The sequence below is a fragment of the Catellatospora bangladeshensis genome (assembly GCF_016862575.1).
GTDB lineage: Bacteria > Actinomycetota > Actinomycetes > Mycobacteriales > Micromonosporaceae > Catellatospora > Catellatospora bangladeshensis.
Window position 1 is genome coordinate 146,964 of sequence record NZ_BONF01000014.1, and the last position, 14,358, is coordinate 161,321.

The window sequence follows — 14,358 nt, forward strand, 5'->3', positions numbered from 1 at the left end:
CCTCGGTGGGACGATGGCTTCCATGCGTGTGGTGGTGGACCTGACGAAATGTGAGGGGTACGCGCAGTGCGCATTCCTGGCGCCTGAGGCGTTCCGCATGGTCGGCGACGAGGCGCTGATGTTCGACCCGGCGCCGCCGGACGAGCTGCAGGAGAAGGTGCTGCGCGCCGCTGCCGCCTGCCCGGTGCAGGCGCTGCAGGTGGACATGGCCGACCTGCCGACACCCCCGCCGACCGCGACCGTGTCGGCCGACGGCGACGACCGCCTGCGCCACGAGGGCCGCATCGTGATCGTGGGCGCGTCCCTGGCCGGGCTGAAAGCGGCCGAGCAGCTGCGTGCCGAGGGGTTCACCGGCAAGCTGACCATGATCGGCGATGAGCCTGAGGAGCCCTACGACCGGCCGCCACTGTCCAAACAGGTGCAGACCGGCTGGGCGGCCTCGGCCGACACGACCCTGCCGCGGCGGCGCGACATCGCCGCCGACTGGAAGCTCGGCGTTGCCGCGACCGGCCTCGACCTGGAGCACAACTTCGTCACCCTGGCCGACGGCCAGCACGTCGGGTTCGACCGGCTGCTGATCGCCACCGGTGTCCGAGCGCGACCGTGGTTCGTACCGGAGGAGGCCGGGCTGGACGGCGTCTTCACCATCCGCACCCGCGCCGACGCGACCGGGCTGCGCGAGCGGCTGATGGCCGAGCCGCGCCGGGTGCTGGTCATCGGCTCCGGGTTCACCGGGTCGGAGATGGCGTCGGTCTGTGTCGAGCTGGGCATCCCGGTGACCGTGGCCGAGGCCGGCCCGGCCCCGCTGGCCGGGGCGCTGGGCGGGGTGATCGGCCGGATCGCGGCGGACATCATGCGCGAGCACGGCGTCGACCTGCGGGTCAACACGAGGGTCGACTCGCTGCAGGGTGAGGACGGCCGGCTGCGCCGGGCGCTGCTGTCCGACGGCACCACGCTCGACGTCGACGTGGCCGTGGTCGCGCTGGGCGGCATCCGCAACGTGGAGTGGCTGCAGGGCTCGAACCTGGCCGTGGGCATGTGGGGGGTGGCGTGCGACGCGGGCTGCCGCGCGTTCGACGCCAACGGCCTGGTGACCGACGACGTGTTCGTGGCCGGTGACGTCGCCCGGCAGCCGCAGCCGATGTTCGGCTACCAATTCCTGGCCATGGAGCACTGGGGCAACTCGGTCACCCAGGCGCAGGTCGCCGCGCACAACATGATCAGCGGCAAGACCGACCGCTGGCCGCACCTGGAGGTGTCGGCGTTCTGGTCGCTGCAGTTCGGCAACAACATCAAGTCGGTCGGAGTGCCGGTGATCGCCGACCAGATCGCGATCACCCAGGGGTCGGTGGACAAGCGCCAGTTCGTCGCCGCGTACGGCTACAAGGGCCGGGTCGTCGGGGCCGTCGCCTGGAACCAGGGCAAGTGGCTCGACTTCTACGAGAAGCTCATCGAGCAGGCCGCGCCGTTCCCGCCGCCGTACGACATGACCAACCCGCCGGCCGACCCGACGCCGGTGCCGGCCGAGTTCCCCGCCATGACCTACCCGGGCCGCGACGCGACCGTCGTGGTCACCGGCCACGACCCCAGCGAGCGCCGCGCCACCCTGGTACGCGGCCGGCGCTGAGCAGGAGACCACGCGATGACCGAGGCCAGCCTCTACGACCAGATCCTCGACTTCTCCAACCGCGCGAACCCGTGGCCGCTGTACGAGAAGCTGCGCTCCCAGCCGGTGTGGCAGGAGTCCGACGGCACCTTCGTCGTCAGCACCTACCGCGAGATCTACGCGCTCATGCACGACCCGCGGCTGAGTTCGGACATGACCAACCTGCTGCCCCAGTTCGCCGACAGGGTGCCGCCCGCTGAGGGGCCGCACAGCTTCATCACCACCGATCCGCCCCGCCACGACGTGCTGCGCCGCCTGGCGATGCGCCAGTTCGGGCCGCCGCACCGGCCTGATCTCATCGACAGGCTGACGCCGGCGCTCTCGGGGATCGTCACCGGGCTGATCGACAAGATCGCCGAAAAGCAGGAGGTCGACCTCGTCGACGAGGTGGCCTACCCGTTCCCGGTGGCCGTCATCTGCCACCTGCTCGGGGTGCCGCCGGAGGACGAGCCGAAGTTCAGCGCCTGGGTGAACCCGATCGTCAACGCGCTGGCCCGGCCCACCCCCGAGCAGGTCCAGGCCCGCGACGACGCACGGCAGCAGATGTCCAACTACATGTTCGAACTCGCCCAGCGCCGCCGCACCGAGCCCGGCGACGACATGATCTCCGGCTACGTCACCGACGACAGCCCCGACGGGCGCCTGGAGGGCGGCGACCTGTTCGCGACGCTGATGCTGCTGCTCATCGCCGGGCACGAGACCACCGTCAACCTGATCACCAACGGCTGGCTGACCCTGCAGCGCCACCCCGACGTGCTGGAGCGGCTGCGCACCGAACCCCGTTTCGCCATCCGCCTGGTCGAGGAGCTGCTGCGCTACGAACCGTCGGTGCACATCCTGCCGTTCCGCACCGCGGTGTCGGACATCGAGATCGGCGACACCACCATCCGCAAGGGACACCCGATCGCCGTCATGCTGGCGTCGGGCAACCGCGACCCGGAGTGCATCCCGCACGCCGACCGATTCGACCCCGATCGCGCTGACAACGTGCACCTGTCGTTCGCCGGAGGGGTCCACTACTGCTTCGGCGCGCCGCTGGCCCGCCTGGAGGCGCAGATCGCGCTGACCCAGCTGGCCAAGCGGCTGCACAACCCGCGCCTGGTCGCCGATCCACCGCCCTACCGCCCGAGCCCGGTACTGCGCGGACCGATCCACCTGCGGGTCGCCTACGAGAGCATCCTCCCCGCCGGAAACGGCTGAGGCCGGTGACCGCACAGGCTCTTGCCGGGGCGAGGCGTTCCATGGTCGAGTGCCCGGGTGGCCGACGACTGGGACGAGCGGTTCGGCTGGGCCTGGGACCTGATCAGCGAGGATCCCGCCCGGCGCGATGAGGCGCACCTGCGGCTGGACGGGCTCCGCGCGGCGCGGGCCGCCGCCGCCACTCCCGAGGAGCACCGGGAGGCGAGCCGGCGGCTGCTGCCCGACGGGCTGTGGATCGGGTCCCGGCCGGGGCTGGCGCGGCTGCCGCGCGCGGTGCGCTACCGCCTGCTCTACCTGGACTGGGAGGTGCGGTTCCCGCACGAGTGGGCCTGGCATGCCAAGTCCTGGAGCACGAAGAAGAGCCTGTTGCGGACCTTCTGCCGGCACGTGGACGAGCTGCCGGAGTGGATCCGGACGGTGCTGGCCGGGCTGGTGCTGGTGGCGGCCGCCCGGCCGCACCGGCTCGGCGACGAGCGCTATGCCCGGCTGGCCCGCGTCCTGGTCGACGACGCCATGCGCGAGCGGCTGCGGGAGCTGGGCGAGCACCCCGACAAGGGGGTACGCCTGCGTGCCGGTTACCTGACGTGGGTGGTCGGCAACCGGATCCTGCCCGAGCCGAAGCCCTGCCAATGGCGGGACTACCTGCGGGAACTCGGACTGGTCGAGGAGCCGGTGGAACGGTCCCCGGCGATCCTGTCCGAGGTCGACCAGGGGCGGGTGCCGACCCTGGTGCGCTGCCCGCGGTGCGACGGCCCGGCGGTGGTCGCGTGCCCGGTGCCCGGCCCTGGGCGGGTGCTGTGGCGGGTGGACTGCTCCGAGTGCGCGTACACGGCGTCGCGGCGGCCGGAGTTCAAGCAGGGCAACCGCCGCGACGGCAGCGTCGTGCACGATCCGGTGTTCCGGCTGCCGCTGTGGTTGCAGCAGCCCTGCGACGGCGGGCGGCGGCTGTGGGCGTACGGGACGGGCCACCTGGACGCGATCGAGCAGCACCTGCGTGCCCGCGTACGGCTGGCCGGCGGGGGTGCCTACCTGCCCGCGTACCAGGTCGACCTGCCGGACTGGATGATGCCGCTCGACCGGCGCGACGAGCTGCTGGCCGGGATCGCCGCGCTGCGTGCCACCGTGCCCGCCGGGCTCGGTGCGTGGCCGCACCGAGATGCCGATACGTGAGGCGGGCACCCGCCCGTGAAATGATCCACCCATGCTGACCCGCCGCGATCTCAACCGTGCCCTGCTCGCGCGGCAGCTGCTGCTGGAGCGCTCGCCGCTGGGGCCGCTGGAGGCGATCGAGCACCTGGTCGGCCTGCCCGCCCAGGCGCCGAACCCGCCGTACGTCGGGCTGTGGACGCGGCTGCGGGAGTTCCAGGTCGAGGACCTGTCGGAGCTGCTCACCGCACGGGCGGCCGTGCGCACCCCGCTGATGCGGGCCACGCCGCACCTGGTCAGTGCCCGGGACGCCGTGGACATCCGGCCGTTCCTGCGGGCCGTGCAGGAGCGCAGCCTGTCTGCCGCGCTGCGCGAGCGGCTGCGCGGCGCCGACCCCGACGAGGTCGCCGACGCCGGGCGGGCGCTGGTCGAGCAGCGGCCGTACACCGTCAAGGAGCTGGGCGCGGCGCTCGCGGGTCAGTGGCCGGACGCCGATCCGGCCGCGCTCGGGGCGGCGGTGCGGGCCGGGGTGCCGCTGGTGCAGGTGCCGCCGCACGGGCTGTGGGGCGCGGTCGGGCAGCCCGCATACACCAGCACCGAGCACTGGCTCGGCGTCGGCGACGGGCCGCGGATGACCCTCGACGACCTGGTGGTGCGGTACTTCGCCGCGTTCGGCCCGGCGACGGTTCGCGACGTGCAGGCCTGGTCGGGGCTCGGCGGGCTGCGGGAGGTAGTCGAGCGGCTCGGCGACCGGCTCGTGGACCACCGGGGCGAGGACGGCGTCGAGCTGCTCGACGTGCCGGGCGCGCCGCTGCCGGACCCGGACACCCCGGCGCCGGGGCGCTACCTCGCCGACTTCGACGCCGTGCTTTCGGCGTACGACGACAGCAGCCGGATCATCGACGACCGGGACCTGCGTGACGTCTTCGCCGTGCCCGGGGTCGTGCCCGGCACGGTGCTCGTCGACGGTGCCGTCCGGGCGATCTGGTCGATCGACCGCAGGAAGGGCGCCGCGACGCTGGTGGTGCGGCCGCTGTTCCAGATCCCGACCCGCGACGTGCAGGAGCTGACCGAGGAGGGCGAGCGGCTGCTCGCCTTCGCCGCCCCCGACGCCACCCGCCGCGACGTCCGCTTCAACTCCCGCTGGTAACCATCCGCGCTCCCCCGGCCCGCCACGAAACGTCGATCGACGGCACACCCATGTCGGCGTCGTTCTACTCGAACACGCACTTCAGCCAAGCCCAGAAGACCGCGATCCTCAACGGCCCCTACGGCACGTTCCTGTCGTGACCGTCGCGTGGCGTACTCAGGACAGGGAGCGCGTGGCGTCCACGACCCGGCGCACCTCGTCGGCGTCGGTGGCCTCGCGGCCGTCCCGGCTCACCGGTGCCCGCAGGTGGATCTCTTCGACCCCGGCCCGGTCGAGCACCAGCCGGACGTTGTGCGACCGGATGCCTCCTGCCGCGACGATCCGCAGCCGGTCGCCGGCCCGCTGCCGCAGTTCGGCGAGGCGTGCGGCGCCGTCGAGCGCGGTGGGGGCCGCACCGGAGGTGAGGACCGCGTCCACCCCGAGGTCGATGATCTCCTCGAGCGCCCGGAGCTGGTCGCCGACCTCGTCGAAGGCCTTGTGCACGGTCACCGGCAGCGGCCCGGCGGCCGCGACGAGGCGGCGCAGGACGGCCAGGTCGAGGCGGCCGTCGCCGGTGAGCGCGCCGACGACCACGCCGAGCGGCAGACCGTGCGGGTTGGGCAGGGCCCGGACGGCGGCGATGTCGGCGAGCATCACCTGTTCTTCGAGTTCGCTCACCCGGAAGTCGCCACCGCGGGGCCGGACCATCACCCGCAGCGCGGCGGTGCGCAGCGTCCGCAGGGCCACCTCGACGGTGCCCAGGCTCGGCGTGGTGCCGCCCTGGCCGAGATCGGCGCACAGTTCCAGCCGGTCCGCTCCGGCCGCCTCCGCCACCAGCGCGGTCGGCACGTCGCTGACACAGATCTCCACCGTGATCACGGGATGAACCTACAGCGGGGTTCCGGAGCCGGTGATGGGGCACCTGCGCGGGACCGCATCGTGGCGGCGGCCGCCGAACCTGCCGCATTTCCCGCGACAGGCCCCACCGAACAGATCATCCAGCGGGTCTGCACTGTCATGAGGACCATCACCACGGCCGTCGGCGGCTTCGTCACCGCCGTCCTGCTCGCCACCGCCGCCGGATGCGGCGCGGACGCGGCGTCGCCGGCACAGCTCGACCCGACCGCGGCCGCCCGCCAGCGCGTGATCGACACCGCCAACGTCGACTGCCTGGACGACCCCGGCCCGCTGGTCGCGATCACCGACGCCGAGCAGGACATGACGGCCGCGATCCAGGTCGGCACGGGCGACACCGGGGTCGTCCTGCTGCACCAGCTCGACGGCACCGCCTGCCAGTGGTACCCGTTCGCGCTGATCCTGGCGCAGCACGGCTACCGGGCGCTGGCGCCGGACATCACCTCCCGCGACGCCGTGGAGGTCGCCCAGGCCGGCATCGCGCATCTGCGCAAGGAGGGCGCCAAGCGCGTGTTCGTCATCGGGGCCTCGCGCGGCGGCACCATCGCCCTGGCGGCCGCGGCGGCCACCACGCCGCCGGTCGACGGGGTGATCGCCCTGTCCGCGCCGACCGTGTACGACGCCGACGCGCTGACCGCGGTCAAGAAGCTGGACGTGCCGACGATCCTCGTCGCGGGCGACCTCGACGGCACCTTCGCCGACCACGCCAGGGAGCTGTACGGCCTGTCCGTCGCCAAGCACAAGAAGCTGATCATCAGCTCCAGCATGAGCCACGGCGTGACCCTGGTCAGCGGGCGCGTCGAGGACACCATGATGGCGTTCCTGACCGATCCGGCCGCCACGGCCGACGCCCCGGACCCGGCGTAGCACAGGGCGTACGGCGACGGGTCCCATGACCGGCGCATGTCCGGATTAGACTGCCGGATCGGCATTGACGACGTCAACGGGGGCGGCGATGAGCACTGACGATCGGATCGTACGGGCCAGAGAGGTCTATGCGAGGGTGGTGTACGGCGGCGACAGCAGCGCGCTGGCCGACGCCGGACGGGGCCTGGATGCGCTCGAAGCCGATGCGGCGATGACGCGCGGGCTGCTGCTGCACGCACGGTTCCAGAGCGCGTCCGCCGACGCCGGTACACCGCCCGCCGAGGATCCCGCCGAGCTGGCGCTGTTCGAGCGCGCGCTCGAGTCGTACCGGGCGCTGGGCGACGCGCGCGGCGAGGGCGAGGCGCTGTTCTGGATCGGCTGCGTCCACCAGTTCATCCGCCGTGACGACGAGACCGCGGTGCCGTACCTCGAGCGGTCCCGCTCGCTGGCAGCGCAGGCGGGCGACAAGCCGACCCAGGCCGAGGCGCTGCGGCACCTGGGCGTGGCGGCGCACGCGGCCGGCCGCCTGGACGAGGCACGCGAGCGGCTGGAGGAGTCGTGCCGGCTGCGCCGGGAGGCCGGAATCCTGCCTGGCGTGGCGTCCAACATGATCGGGCTGGCCTACATCGCCGCCGCCCAGGACCGCCGCGCCGACGCGCTCGCCACCCTCGACGAGGCGTCTGCCATCGCGCACGAGCACGGCGCGCACGCCATCATCCGGCACATCGAACACGCACGAACGCAGATCTGAACGGGTGGCCGCGCTGGACGGCCGGACGAGCCGGCCACGCGGCAGCGTCCGTTAAGAAGGGCACCTTCTTCTACGTAAAGCGTTAAGAAGGTGCCCTTCCTTTGCCCGTGGCGGGGCGCGTCAGGACGCGTGTTCGGCTGGGGACGGCGGTCCGAGCGGCACGGGCAGCGCCGCGAGCAGCTGCCACGGCACCGGCGACGCCGGTTGCAGGAGCACCGCGGCCCCTCCCCCGCCCGCGAGGAAGGTCGGGTCGGCCGGGAGCTGCCGACGGCCTTCGAGCAGCCGGTCGCGCAGGTGTTCGTGCAGCCGGGCGGCCTCAGCGAGCCCGTGGTGGGCCGCGAACAGCCCCGCCACGGCCATCGTGCCCGGTATGCCGTGGCAGAAGGCGTACCGCTGCTCCGGTGGGTCCGGGTCGAGGTAGGCGCCGTCGTCCCAGACCGCGCACAGCGACCTCATCGCGGCGACGGCGTACTCGGTGAGCCCGGAGTCGCCGAGCACGGCACCGGCGCGGGCGAGTTGCCACGCGACGCCCGGCGTGCCGTAGCACCAGGCCTGCCGGTGCCCGTGCCGCCCCTCGTCGGCGTCGCTGCGGGCCCAGGTGAGAACACCGCGGTCGTCGGTGAACGAGGCGCGGTGCAGGTGCCGGGCGAGACGGCCGATCGCCTCCATGTTGCGGTCGCGCAGCGGCGGCACGCGGTCGTGGGCTGCCAGCAGCGCGGCGAGCACCCCCGGCACGCCGTGGGCCAGGCCGTGGTTGAACCGGCCCGCGTTCCAGGCGGCGGCCGCGACCGGCTCGTGCGGGCCGTGCCGCAGGCCGTGCAGGTGCGGATCGCAGCGCTCCAGCAGCCACCGCTGGGCCGAGGCCAGCACCGCTGCCGCCGCTGGTTCGGTGTCGGCCGCCGCGGCCACCGCCAGCACGACGCCCGCCATGCCGCTGACGACGTCGTACTGCGGCGAGGTCAGGTTGCGGGGGGCGGTCTGGGCGTCCACCCAGGCCGCGAGGTTGCGGCAGGTCAGTTCGAGCAGCGGCCGCAGGCGCAGGTGGGCCGCGGCGGCGTGGCTCATCCCGGCGGCGACCGCGGCGAGGCCCCCGCCGTGCAGGCGCGCGGGCGCGGCCCCGGCGCGGTGTTCGGCGGCCCAGGCCAGCAGCGGGGCGAGGTCCTGCTCGCCGCGCATCCGGGCGAGCAGCGGCAAGGTGAACGTCATGGCGGTGCTCCGCAGCGGCCGGGGCGGGTGGCGCCCGCCCCGGCCGCGTCTGTCAGAAGGTGTGGCAGCTGGCGCGGCCGCAGCAGCTGTTGTTGGTCAGCGGCATGGCCGCGTTCGGCGCGAGCTCGCGAAGCTCGGCGAAGTCCGTCTCGAGGTCGGCGATGAGCGCGTCGACGTCGTTGAGCTTCAGCTCGACGGGTTTGGTCTCCACTGGGAACCGCCTTTCGGTGTGTTCGCCGCTGTGGCGCGGCGCTCCCCGCGGTCGCGGGAAGTCTGAGGTGTCACGGCCGGCCCGCCGGGGCTGCGGCCGTGGTGGTGGTATCCATCCGGAAGAGCAGCTCGGCGAGGTGGCCGCCGTGGTGGCCGGGGACCGACTCGTCGCGCACGGGCGCCTGCCCGGGGTCGGGCAGCAGCTCGGCGGCCCAGATCGTGTCCCGGGTGCCGGGCAGTTCGGCCAGCAGGCGCGCGAAGTGCAGGCTCTCCAGGTCGACGACGGCCGGATCGTCGTGCGGGTCGGCGGCGACCGTGATCCATCGGGGCAGCCGCAGCCGCTCGCGCAGCCCGTGCACGGTCCGCACCTGCTGGGCCGGGCTCTGCGCGCGGGTGGGCAGGTCGGCACGCGGGATGCGCCACTGTGCCGGGCTGACGACCAGCACCCCGCCGAGGGTCAGCCGCGGCATGTACCGCCGTTCGGGCCAGCCGGGCAGGGAGTAGTACAGCGGCCGCCAGTGGCGCCGGTCGTCCTGCGGCGAGGCGCGCTGCAGCAGGTCGCGGATGGTGTCCCAGGGCGCCTGCGGCACCCGTACGCTGTGGCACACCGGCCAGATCGGCCCGTGCGGGCCGTTGGCCACCACCCGGCCGTCCACGGCGTGCAGGGTGATCTCGGACAGGGGCAGGAACGCGGCCCGGTCCCGCGGGCCCTGCGGGAAGTAGCCGGTCGCGTCCGGGTCGCCGGTCCACCAGGTGGTGTACGCCGGGCGGCGGACCGCGTTGGCGGCCATCACGGTCAGCGGCGGGATGAGCAGCTCCACGAACGGGATACCCGCCTGCGACGACGCCCGGTCCAGGAACGACCGATAGTCCTCGACCTGCGGAAGGTCCCTGTCCAGCAGTCGCAGCGCGGGAGCGAAGCGCGCGTCGAGCACGCCCGCGGGGGCCAGGTCGGCCAGGACCGCGACCGGCCCGTCCGGGATGGCCAGCGGCCGCAGCAGGACGTCGGTCGGCCAGTCGACCGGCTGCGGCGGCGCCTCCGACAGCAGCTCGCAGGGGATGTCGACGGTGCCTGGATCGCCGTCGAGGCGCGCGGACACCCAGGCGGCCAGCCGACCGTACGGCGAGCCGGGATCGGCCGCGGCGGGCCAGTCGTGGCGGTGTGCCGCGTGGGGCGGGGGCGGGTCGTCGGCGTCGAGGCAGCGGGCCACGATCTCCAGCAGCGGTCGCGGCTCGGCGCCGATCGCGGCGGGCAGCCGGCCTCCGGCGGGCCGGGAGTCCAGATCGGTCAGTGCCATCAGGCGCAGCGCCGCCCGCAGCGCGCCGGTCAGCAGCTCCCGGTGGCCGGGGTCGAGCCCGGCGGCGGCCGGGCGGTAGACGTCGGTGTAGGCGTGGCCGTCAGCGGGCGGCGCGGGGCGGGGGGTGTCCAGCGGGGCCCACGGGCTGCGCACCGCGCGCGGCGGGGCGGACAGGTGCAGCACGCCGAGCGCGACCAGGTGGTGCACGAAGTCCAGCAGCACCTGCCGCCCGCGCGGATCGTCACCGGCCAGGCTGTTCACGACCTCCTGTACCGGCGCGGGCTGGTGCTGGACCAGGGACCAGACGGCCGCCATCGCCGCGGTCCGGCGAACGGTGACCTGCCGCAGCCGGGGCGGGTCGGTGCCCTCGACCCGCCATACGCGCAGGGCATCGGTGTCGTTCCAGGCCAGCGGCGCCGCCGACAGCAGCGCTCCGGGCGCCGCCGACTGCTCGCGGGCTCCGGCGAAGTTCTGCACCGTCTCGGTGGCGGCGGTGGCCCCGACGGTGAGGAGGCCGCCGGCCTGCCAGCCACCGGCGGCCGGCAGTGGCGCGACGTGCGCCAGCCAGCCTTTCGGGGTCGCCCGGGTGCTGCCCCGGACCAGCATCCGCCACAGGAACTCGCTGCGCTGGCGCATCCGCTTGGACGTCCACGGTTCGCCGTGGGCGAGCCGCCGGGCCACGTCGGCGGCGACCGCGCTCTCGGCGAGGGCCTGCCGGCCGGCGGGCGTACGGTGCAGCAGCCGCCACGGCAGGGCGTGCAGCCGATCCCGCTCGGCCGCCACCGCGTCGTCCCAGCCGCTTCGGGCTTTGCCGAGATCACGGACCAGCACCGCGAGGCAGGCGAGGCCCTCGGCCAGGTCAGGGCGCAGCCCCGCAGCGGCGGCGGCCAGGGTGTCGACGTCGTCCGCGTCGGCCGCGCCGCCGTGCAGGCCGCGCCGCACCCGCAGGGCCAGCGCACGCTGCCGAGCAGTCAGGCCGCTCGACGGCACCAGCTCGTGTCCGATCCGCTCGGCGAGCGTCGTGGCGTGCCCGGCAAAGCGGCGCTCGACCGCGACCAGGTCGTCGAGCTGCCGGAACAGACCGGGCGAGGCGGCGTCGCGCAGCTCGGTCAGGGGCAGCGCGGCGAAGCGCAGCAGCGCGGTCACGGCCGCGCGCTCCGGTCGGCGAGGGCCGCCGCGGCCAGGGCCTGGGTCATCGCGCTGAGGCGGCCGCGGTTCCAGTGGAAGATGGTGACGAAGGCGGCGGCCTCGCGGGGTCCGATCAGCGTGCCAGGCCGGGTGAAGTAGCCCGCCGTCCAGGCGGCCCCCGCGGCCAGCAGCGCCGGGCGGTGGCGTTCCACGACCGCCGCGGCGGCGGGTGCGAGCGCATCGCGCAGCCGCTGCGGGTCGGCCCAGGCGAGCCTGATCGCCTCGACGACCGGGGTGATCCGGGTCTGGTCGAGCCCTTCGGGCAGCCGGCGGTAGGTCTGGCGCTGGATGCGCCGCCAGACCTCCAGGTCCTCCCAGCCGGAGATCTCCAGGCCGTTGAGGGTGTGCCGCAGCAGCGCCAGCGAGAAGGCCCAGTTGGGGGTGGTGCCGCCGAGGGCGTGGAAGTCGGCCCACGCGAGCGTGTCCACGGTGAACAGCCGGTGCGCGAAGACCATCGCGTCCGGGCCGCCGAACAGCAGCTCCTCCGGCTCGTAGACGCCGGGTTCGGCGTGCTCGACGCCGGGCAGGGCGGCCAGCTCGTCCAGCAGCTCGGCGGCGAGGGCGTCGCGCTGCTGCGGCGTGGTCTGCACCCTGATCCGGATGCCCGGTGGCTTGTGCATCAGGAACGCGTTCTCGACGTCGGGCCGTTCGCCCAGCCGGGCCAGCAGCGCGGCCAGGTCGTGGTAGAGCGCGGGGTCGAGGTGGCGCTTGGGCGCGACGCCGACGTGCGCCCAGGACCGGCTGGGGGCGAGCCCGTCGAGGGCGGCCACCCCGGCGCGGACGAACGCGGCCGTACGGTCACCCAGCAGCGGGCACAGGGCCGCGGCCAGCGTTTCCGGCGGCACCTCGCCGGGGTTCCCCCATCGCATGCGTCGATGATCCGTTCGAGGGGTGCACGCGGTTAAGAGAGACGAACAGGCGTCTTGACACATGTCGATTGATATATCCTCCACCGGTGCTGACCGTGTCGGTGGTCGACGACGACCAGATGCTCCTCGACGGGATCCGAGCCTGGCTGGCCACGGTCGCCGACGTCACGCTGCGGCGCACCGCGCGCACGGTGGACGAGCTGCTCGACGGCGACGTCCGGGCCGACGACGTGGTCATCCTCGACCTGCTGCTCGCCGACCACTCCGACCCCGTCGACAACGTCCGGCGGCTCGTCGCGGCGGGCAGCAGGGTGCTGGTGATCAGCGTGGTCGCCTCGGCCGAACAGGGCCGCCGCGTGGTACGCGCGGGCGCCGCCGGCTACCTGACCAAGGACCACGACCTCGGCGCGCTGCTGGACACGGTCCGCGAGGTCGCCGCCTACGGCGAGGTGCACTCCCCCGAGCTGGCGTTCGCCTGGCTGGCCGACCGCAGCGAGGACCGACCGGTGCTCTCGCCGCAGGAACGCGCGATCCTGCTGGCGTACGCCTCGGGGATGACGCTGACCGCGGCCGCGCGGAAGCTGGGGATCCAGCCGGCCACCGCCAAGAACTATCTGGACCGCGTGAAGGAGAAGTACCGCCGGGCCGGCCGGCCCACGTACACGAAACTCGACCTAGCCAGCCGGGTCCGTGAGGACGGCCTGCTGCGCTGACCGGGCCGGCCAGATCAGGTCCACGCAGGTGCCGTCGCCCGGCACGGAGAACACCTCCGCCGCGCCGCCCACCTCGCGCATGCGGTCCCGGACCGACGAGCGCAGGCCGAAGCCGGGCCGGGAGGCGGGGTCGAACCCGGCGCCGCGATCGACCACCCGCACGGTGACCACGCCGCCGTCCTCCACCACGGTCACCCTGGCATCGCGTACCCCGGCGTGCAGCGCGACGTTGTTCAGCGCGGCCCGGCACGCCTCCGACATCGCCGCCACCACCTCGTCGGGCAGCTCGACGGAGATCTGATCCGCCCACACCCTGATCCGCAGCCCGAGATCGGCGGCCGCCGCGGCGACCTCGGCCAGCCGGTCGGCGAGCGTCCCGCCGGACGACTCGTCGGCCAGCATCAGGCGGACGTAGTCCGCGTCCACGGCGCACCGGCGGCGCACCTGCTCGGCCCGATGATCCAGCCCGCCCCGGGCGATGGCGGTCAGCGTCGTCAGCACCGTGTCGTGCAGCCGCCGGAACTGCGTCATGCGCTCGGCGTAGCGCGCCCGCTCGGTCTGCGCCTGCAGCCGCTGCCGGTTCAGGTCCTCCAGCCGCGCGGCCTGACCGCGCAGGTAGCCCACGATGAACAGCAGGATCACCGCGAACCAGACGTAGGAGTTGAGCCGCGTCGCGAAGTCGACCGCCCAGTGGCGCTCCACCCCCAGGTCCTCGGCATGGGCGACCAGGTACGCCACCCCGGCGGGGACCAGCGCCGGGGCCAGGTGACGGCCCGGGACGGTGGCGCCCAGCAGCGCGCCGGTAGCCAGCATCACCGGCGAGGACCAGTTGACCGCGGACACCACCCGGTCCGCGAGCGGCACGTTGGCGGATACCGCGAGCACCAGCACGCACGTCATCACCACGTCCCCGGCGACGGTCCACGGCGCGAACCAGCCCTGCCTGCGTACCGCGAGCACCAGCACGATGTTCCACACCAGCGCCGCACCGAGGAGCAGGACGTTGACGTGCCGGTCCACATAGGGCGTGGCGTGGGCGAACACGCCCGCCGCCGCCGGGAGGATGTAGCTGGCCCGCTGCGCGACCAGCAGCATCGCGGTGAACCGGTGCACGCGTTCCGGCCAGGGGCGGGCCGCGAGAAACAGTGGATCGCGCCAGCCCAACGACGCATTGATCCGCATGGCGACGCACACTACCGG

General features: G+C 74.0%; 13 protein-coding genes. 7 read left to right on the top strand and 6 right to left on the bottom strand.

The window, feature by feature from the left end:
• Nucleotides 1-13: 13 nt before the first annotated feature.
• Genes Cba03nite_RS14445 through Cba03nite_RS14460 form a run of 4 tightly spaced genes read left to right on the top strand, consistent with a single transcriptional unit; the run spans nt 14 to nt 5,162 of the window.
• Nucleotides 14-1,627: an FAD-dependent oxidoreductase gene (locus tag Cba03nite_RS14445; protein ID WP_203746019.1), complete on the top strand. Its 1,614-nt coding sequence runs from the start codon at nt 14-16 to the stop codon at nt 1,625-1,627.
• 15 nt (nt 1,628-1,642) lie between these two features.
• The gene (locus tag Cba03nite_RS14450; RefSeq protein WP_203746021.1) at nt 1,643-2,866 is read left to right on the top strand and encodes a cytochrome P450; all 1,224 of its coding nucleotides are present in this window, start codon (nt 1,643-1,645) and stop codon (nt 2,864-2,866) included.
• Nucleotides 2,867-2,923: 57 nt separating this feature from the next.
• Nucleotides 2,924-4,036 carry a hypothetical protein gene (locus tag Cba03nite_RS14455; RefSeq protein ID WP_203746023.1) on the top strand — a complete coding sequence of 371 codons (1,113 nt, stop codon included), beginning with the start codon at nt 2,924-2,926 and terminating at the stop codon, nt 4,034-4,036.
• A 31-nt stretch (nt 4,037-4,067) separates the two neighbouring features.
• Nucleotides 4,068-5,162, top strand: a complete 1,095-nt coding sequence (locus Cba03nite_RS14460) for a winged helix DNA-binding domain-containing protein (protein WP_203746025.1) — start codon at nt 4,068-4,070, stop codon at nt 5,160-5,162.
• A 156-nt stretch (nt 5,163-5,318) separates the two neighbouring features.
• Here Cba03nite_RS14460 and Cba03nite_RS14465 read toward each other — a convergent pair whose 3' ends face one another.
• Nucleotides 5,319-6,020, bottom strand: a complete 702-nt coding sequence (locus tag Cba03nite_RS14465) for a copper homeostasis protein CutC (RefSeq protein WP_203746027.1) — start codon at nt 6,018-6,020, stop codon at nt 5,319-5,321.
• A gap of 138 nt (nt 6,021-6,158) precedes the next feature.
• Here Cba03nite_RS14465 and Cba03nite_RS14470 point away from each other — a divergent pair, with 138 nt between their 5' ends.
• Nucleotides 6,159-6,923 (top strand): alpha/beta hydrolase, encoded by a 765-nt coding sequence (locus Cba03nite_RS14470; protein ID WP_203746029.1) that lies wholly within the window; start codon nt 6,159-6,161, stop codon nt 6,921-6,923.
• A gap of 88 nt (nt 6,924-7,011) precedes the next feature.
• Entirely contained in the window at nt 7,012-7,674 is a 663-nt protein-coding gene (locus Cba03nite_RS14475; protein WP_203746031.1) for a tetratricopeptide repeat protein, read from the top strand.
• Nucleotides 7,675-7,794: 120 nt separating this feature from the next.
• Here the strand turns inward: Cba03nite_RS14475 and Cba03nite_RS14480 are convergent, their stop codons facing one another.
• From Cba03nite_RS14480 to Cba03nite_RS14495, 4 genes are all read right to left on the bottom strand, one after another.
• A complete protein-coding gene (locus Cba03nite_RS14480; RefSeq protein WP_203746033.1) occupies nt 7,795-8,880 on the bottom strand; it encodes a lanthionine synthetase LanC family protein in 1,086 nt (361 codons plus the stop codon).
• 52 nt (nt 8,881-8,932) lie between these two features.
• Entirely contained in the window at nt 8,933-9,091 is a 159-nt protein-coding gene (locus Cba03nite_RS14485) for a hypothetical protein (RefSeq protein ID WP_203746035.1), read from the bottom strand.
• A gap of 70 nt (nt 9,092-9,161) precedes the next feature.
• Nucleotides 9,162-11,534 carry a lantibiotic dehydratase gene (locus Cba03nite_RS14490; protein WP_203746037.1) on the bottom strand — a complete coding sequence of 791 codons (2,373 nt, stop codon included), beginning with the start codon at nt 11,532-11,534 and terminating at the stop codon, nt 9,162-9,164.
• The gene (locus tag Cba03nite_RS14495) at nt 11,531-12,445 is read right to left on the bottom strand and encodes a thiopeptide-type bacteriocin biosynthesis protein (RefSeq protein WP_203746039.1); all 915 of its coding nucleotides are present in this window, start codon (nt 12,443-12,445) and stop codon (nt 11,531-11,533) included. Before Cba03nite_RS14495 ends, Cba03nite_RS14490 begins: the two co-directional genes overlap by 4 nt.
• Nucleotides 12,446-12,531: 86 nt before the next feature.
• On the opposite strand from Cba03nite_RS14495, the gene Cba03nite_RS14500 reads away from it, so the two are divergent.
• Nucleotides 12,532-13,158 carry a response regulator gene (locus Cba03nite_RS14500; protein WP_203746041.1) on the top strand — a complete coding sequence of 209 codons (627 nt, stop codon included), beginning with the start codon at nt 12,532-12,534 and terminating at the stop codon, nt 13,156-13,158.
• Here Cba03nite_RS14500 and Cba03nite_RS14505 read toward each other — a convergent pair.
• Complete coding sequence (locus Cba03nite_RS14505) at nt 13,120-14,340, bottom strand: sensor histidine kinase (protein WP_203746043.1); 1,221 nt, start codon at nt 14,338-14,340, stop codon at nt 13,120-13,122. The genes Cba03nite_RS14500 and Cba03nite_RS14505 overlap by 39 nt on opposite strands.
• Nucleotides 14,341-14,358: the final 18 nt, after the last annotated feature.

Excerpts from the sequence above, each read along its gene's own strand:
- Cba03nite_RS14460 (WP_203746025.1), top strand. The coding sequence starts at position 4,068 with ATGCTGACCCGCCGCGATCTCAACCGTGCCCTGCTCGCGCGGCAGCTG.
- Cba03nite_RS14495 (WP_203746039.1), bottom strand. The coding sequence starts at position 12,445 with ATGCGATGGGGGAACCCCGGCGAGGTGCCGCCGGAAACGCTGGCCGCG.
- Cba03nite_RS14470 (WP_203746029.1), top strand. The coding sequence starts at position 6,159 with ATGAGGACCATCACCACGGCCGTCGGCGGCTTCGTCACCGCCGTCCTG.
- Cba03nite_RS14505 (WP_203746043.1), bottom strand. The coding sequence starts at position 14,340 with ATGCGGATCAATGCGTCGTTGGGCTGGCGCGATCCACTGTTTCTCGCG.
- Cba03nite_RS14480 (WP_203746033.1), bottom strand. The coding sequence starts at position 8,880 with ATGACGTTCACCTTGCCGCTGCTCGCCCGGATGCGCGGCGAGCAGGAC.
- Cba03nite_RS14475 (WP_203746031.1), top strand. The coding sequence starts at position 7,012 with ATGAGCACTGACGATCGGATCGTACGGGCCAGAGAGGTCTATGCGAGG.
- Cba03nite_RS14445 (WP_203746019.1), top strand. The coding sequence starts at position 14 with ATGGCTTCCATGCGTGTGGTGGTGGACCTGACGAAATGTGAGGGGTAC.
- Cba03nite_RS14450 (WP_203746021.1), top strand. The coding sequence starts at position 1,643 with ATGACCGAGGCCAGCCTCTACGACCAGATCCTCGACTTCTCCAACCGC.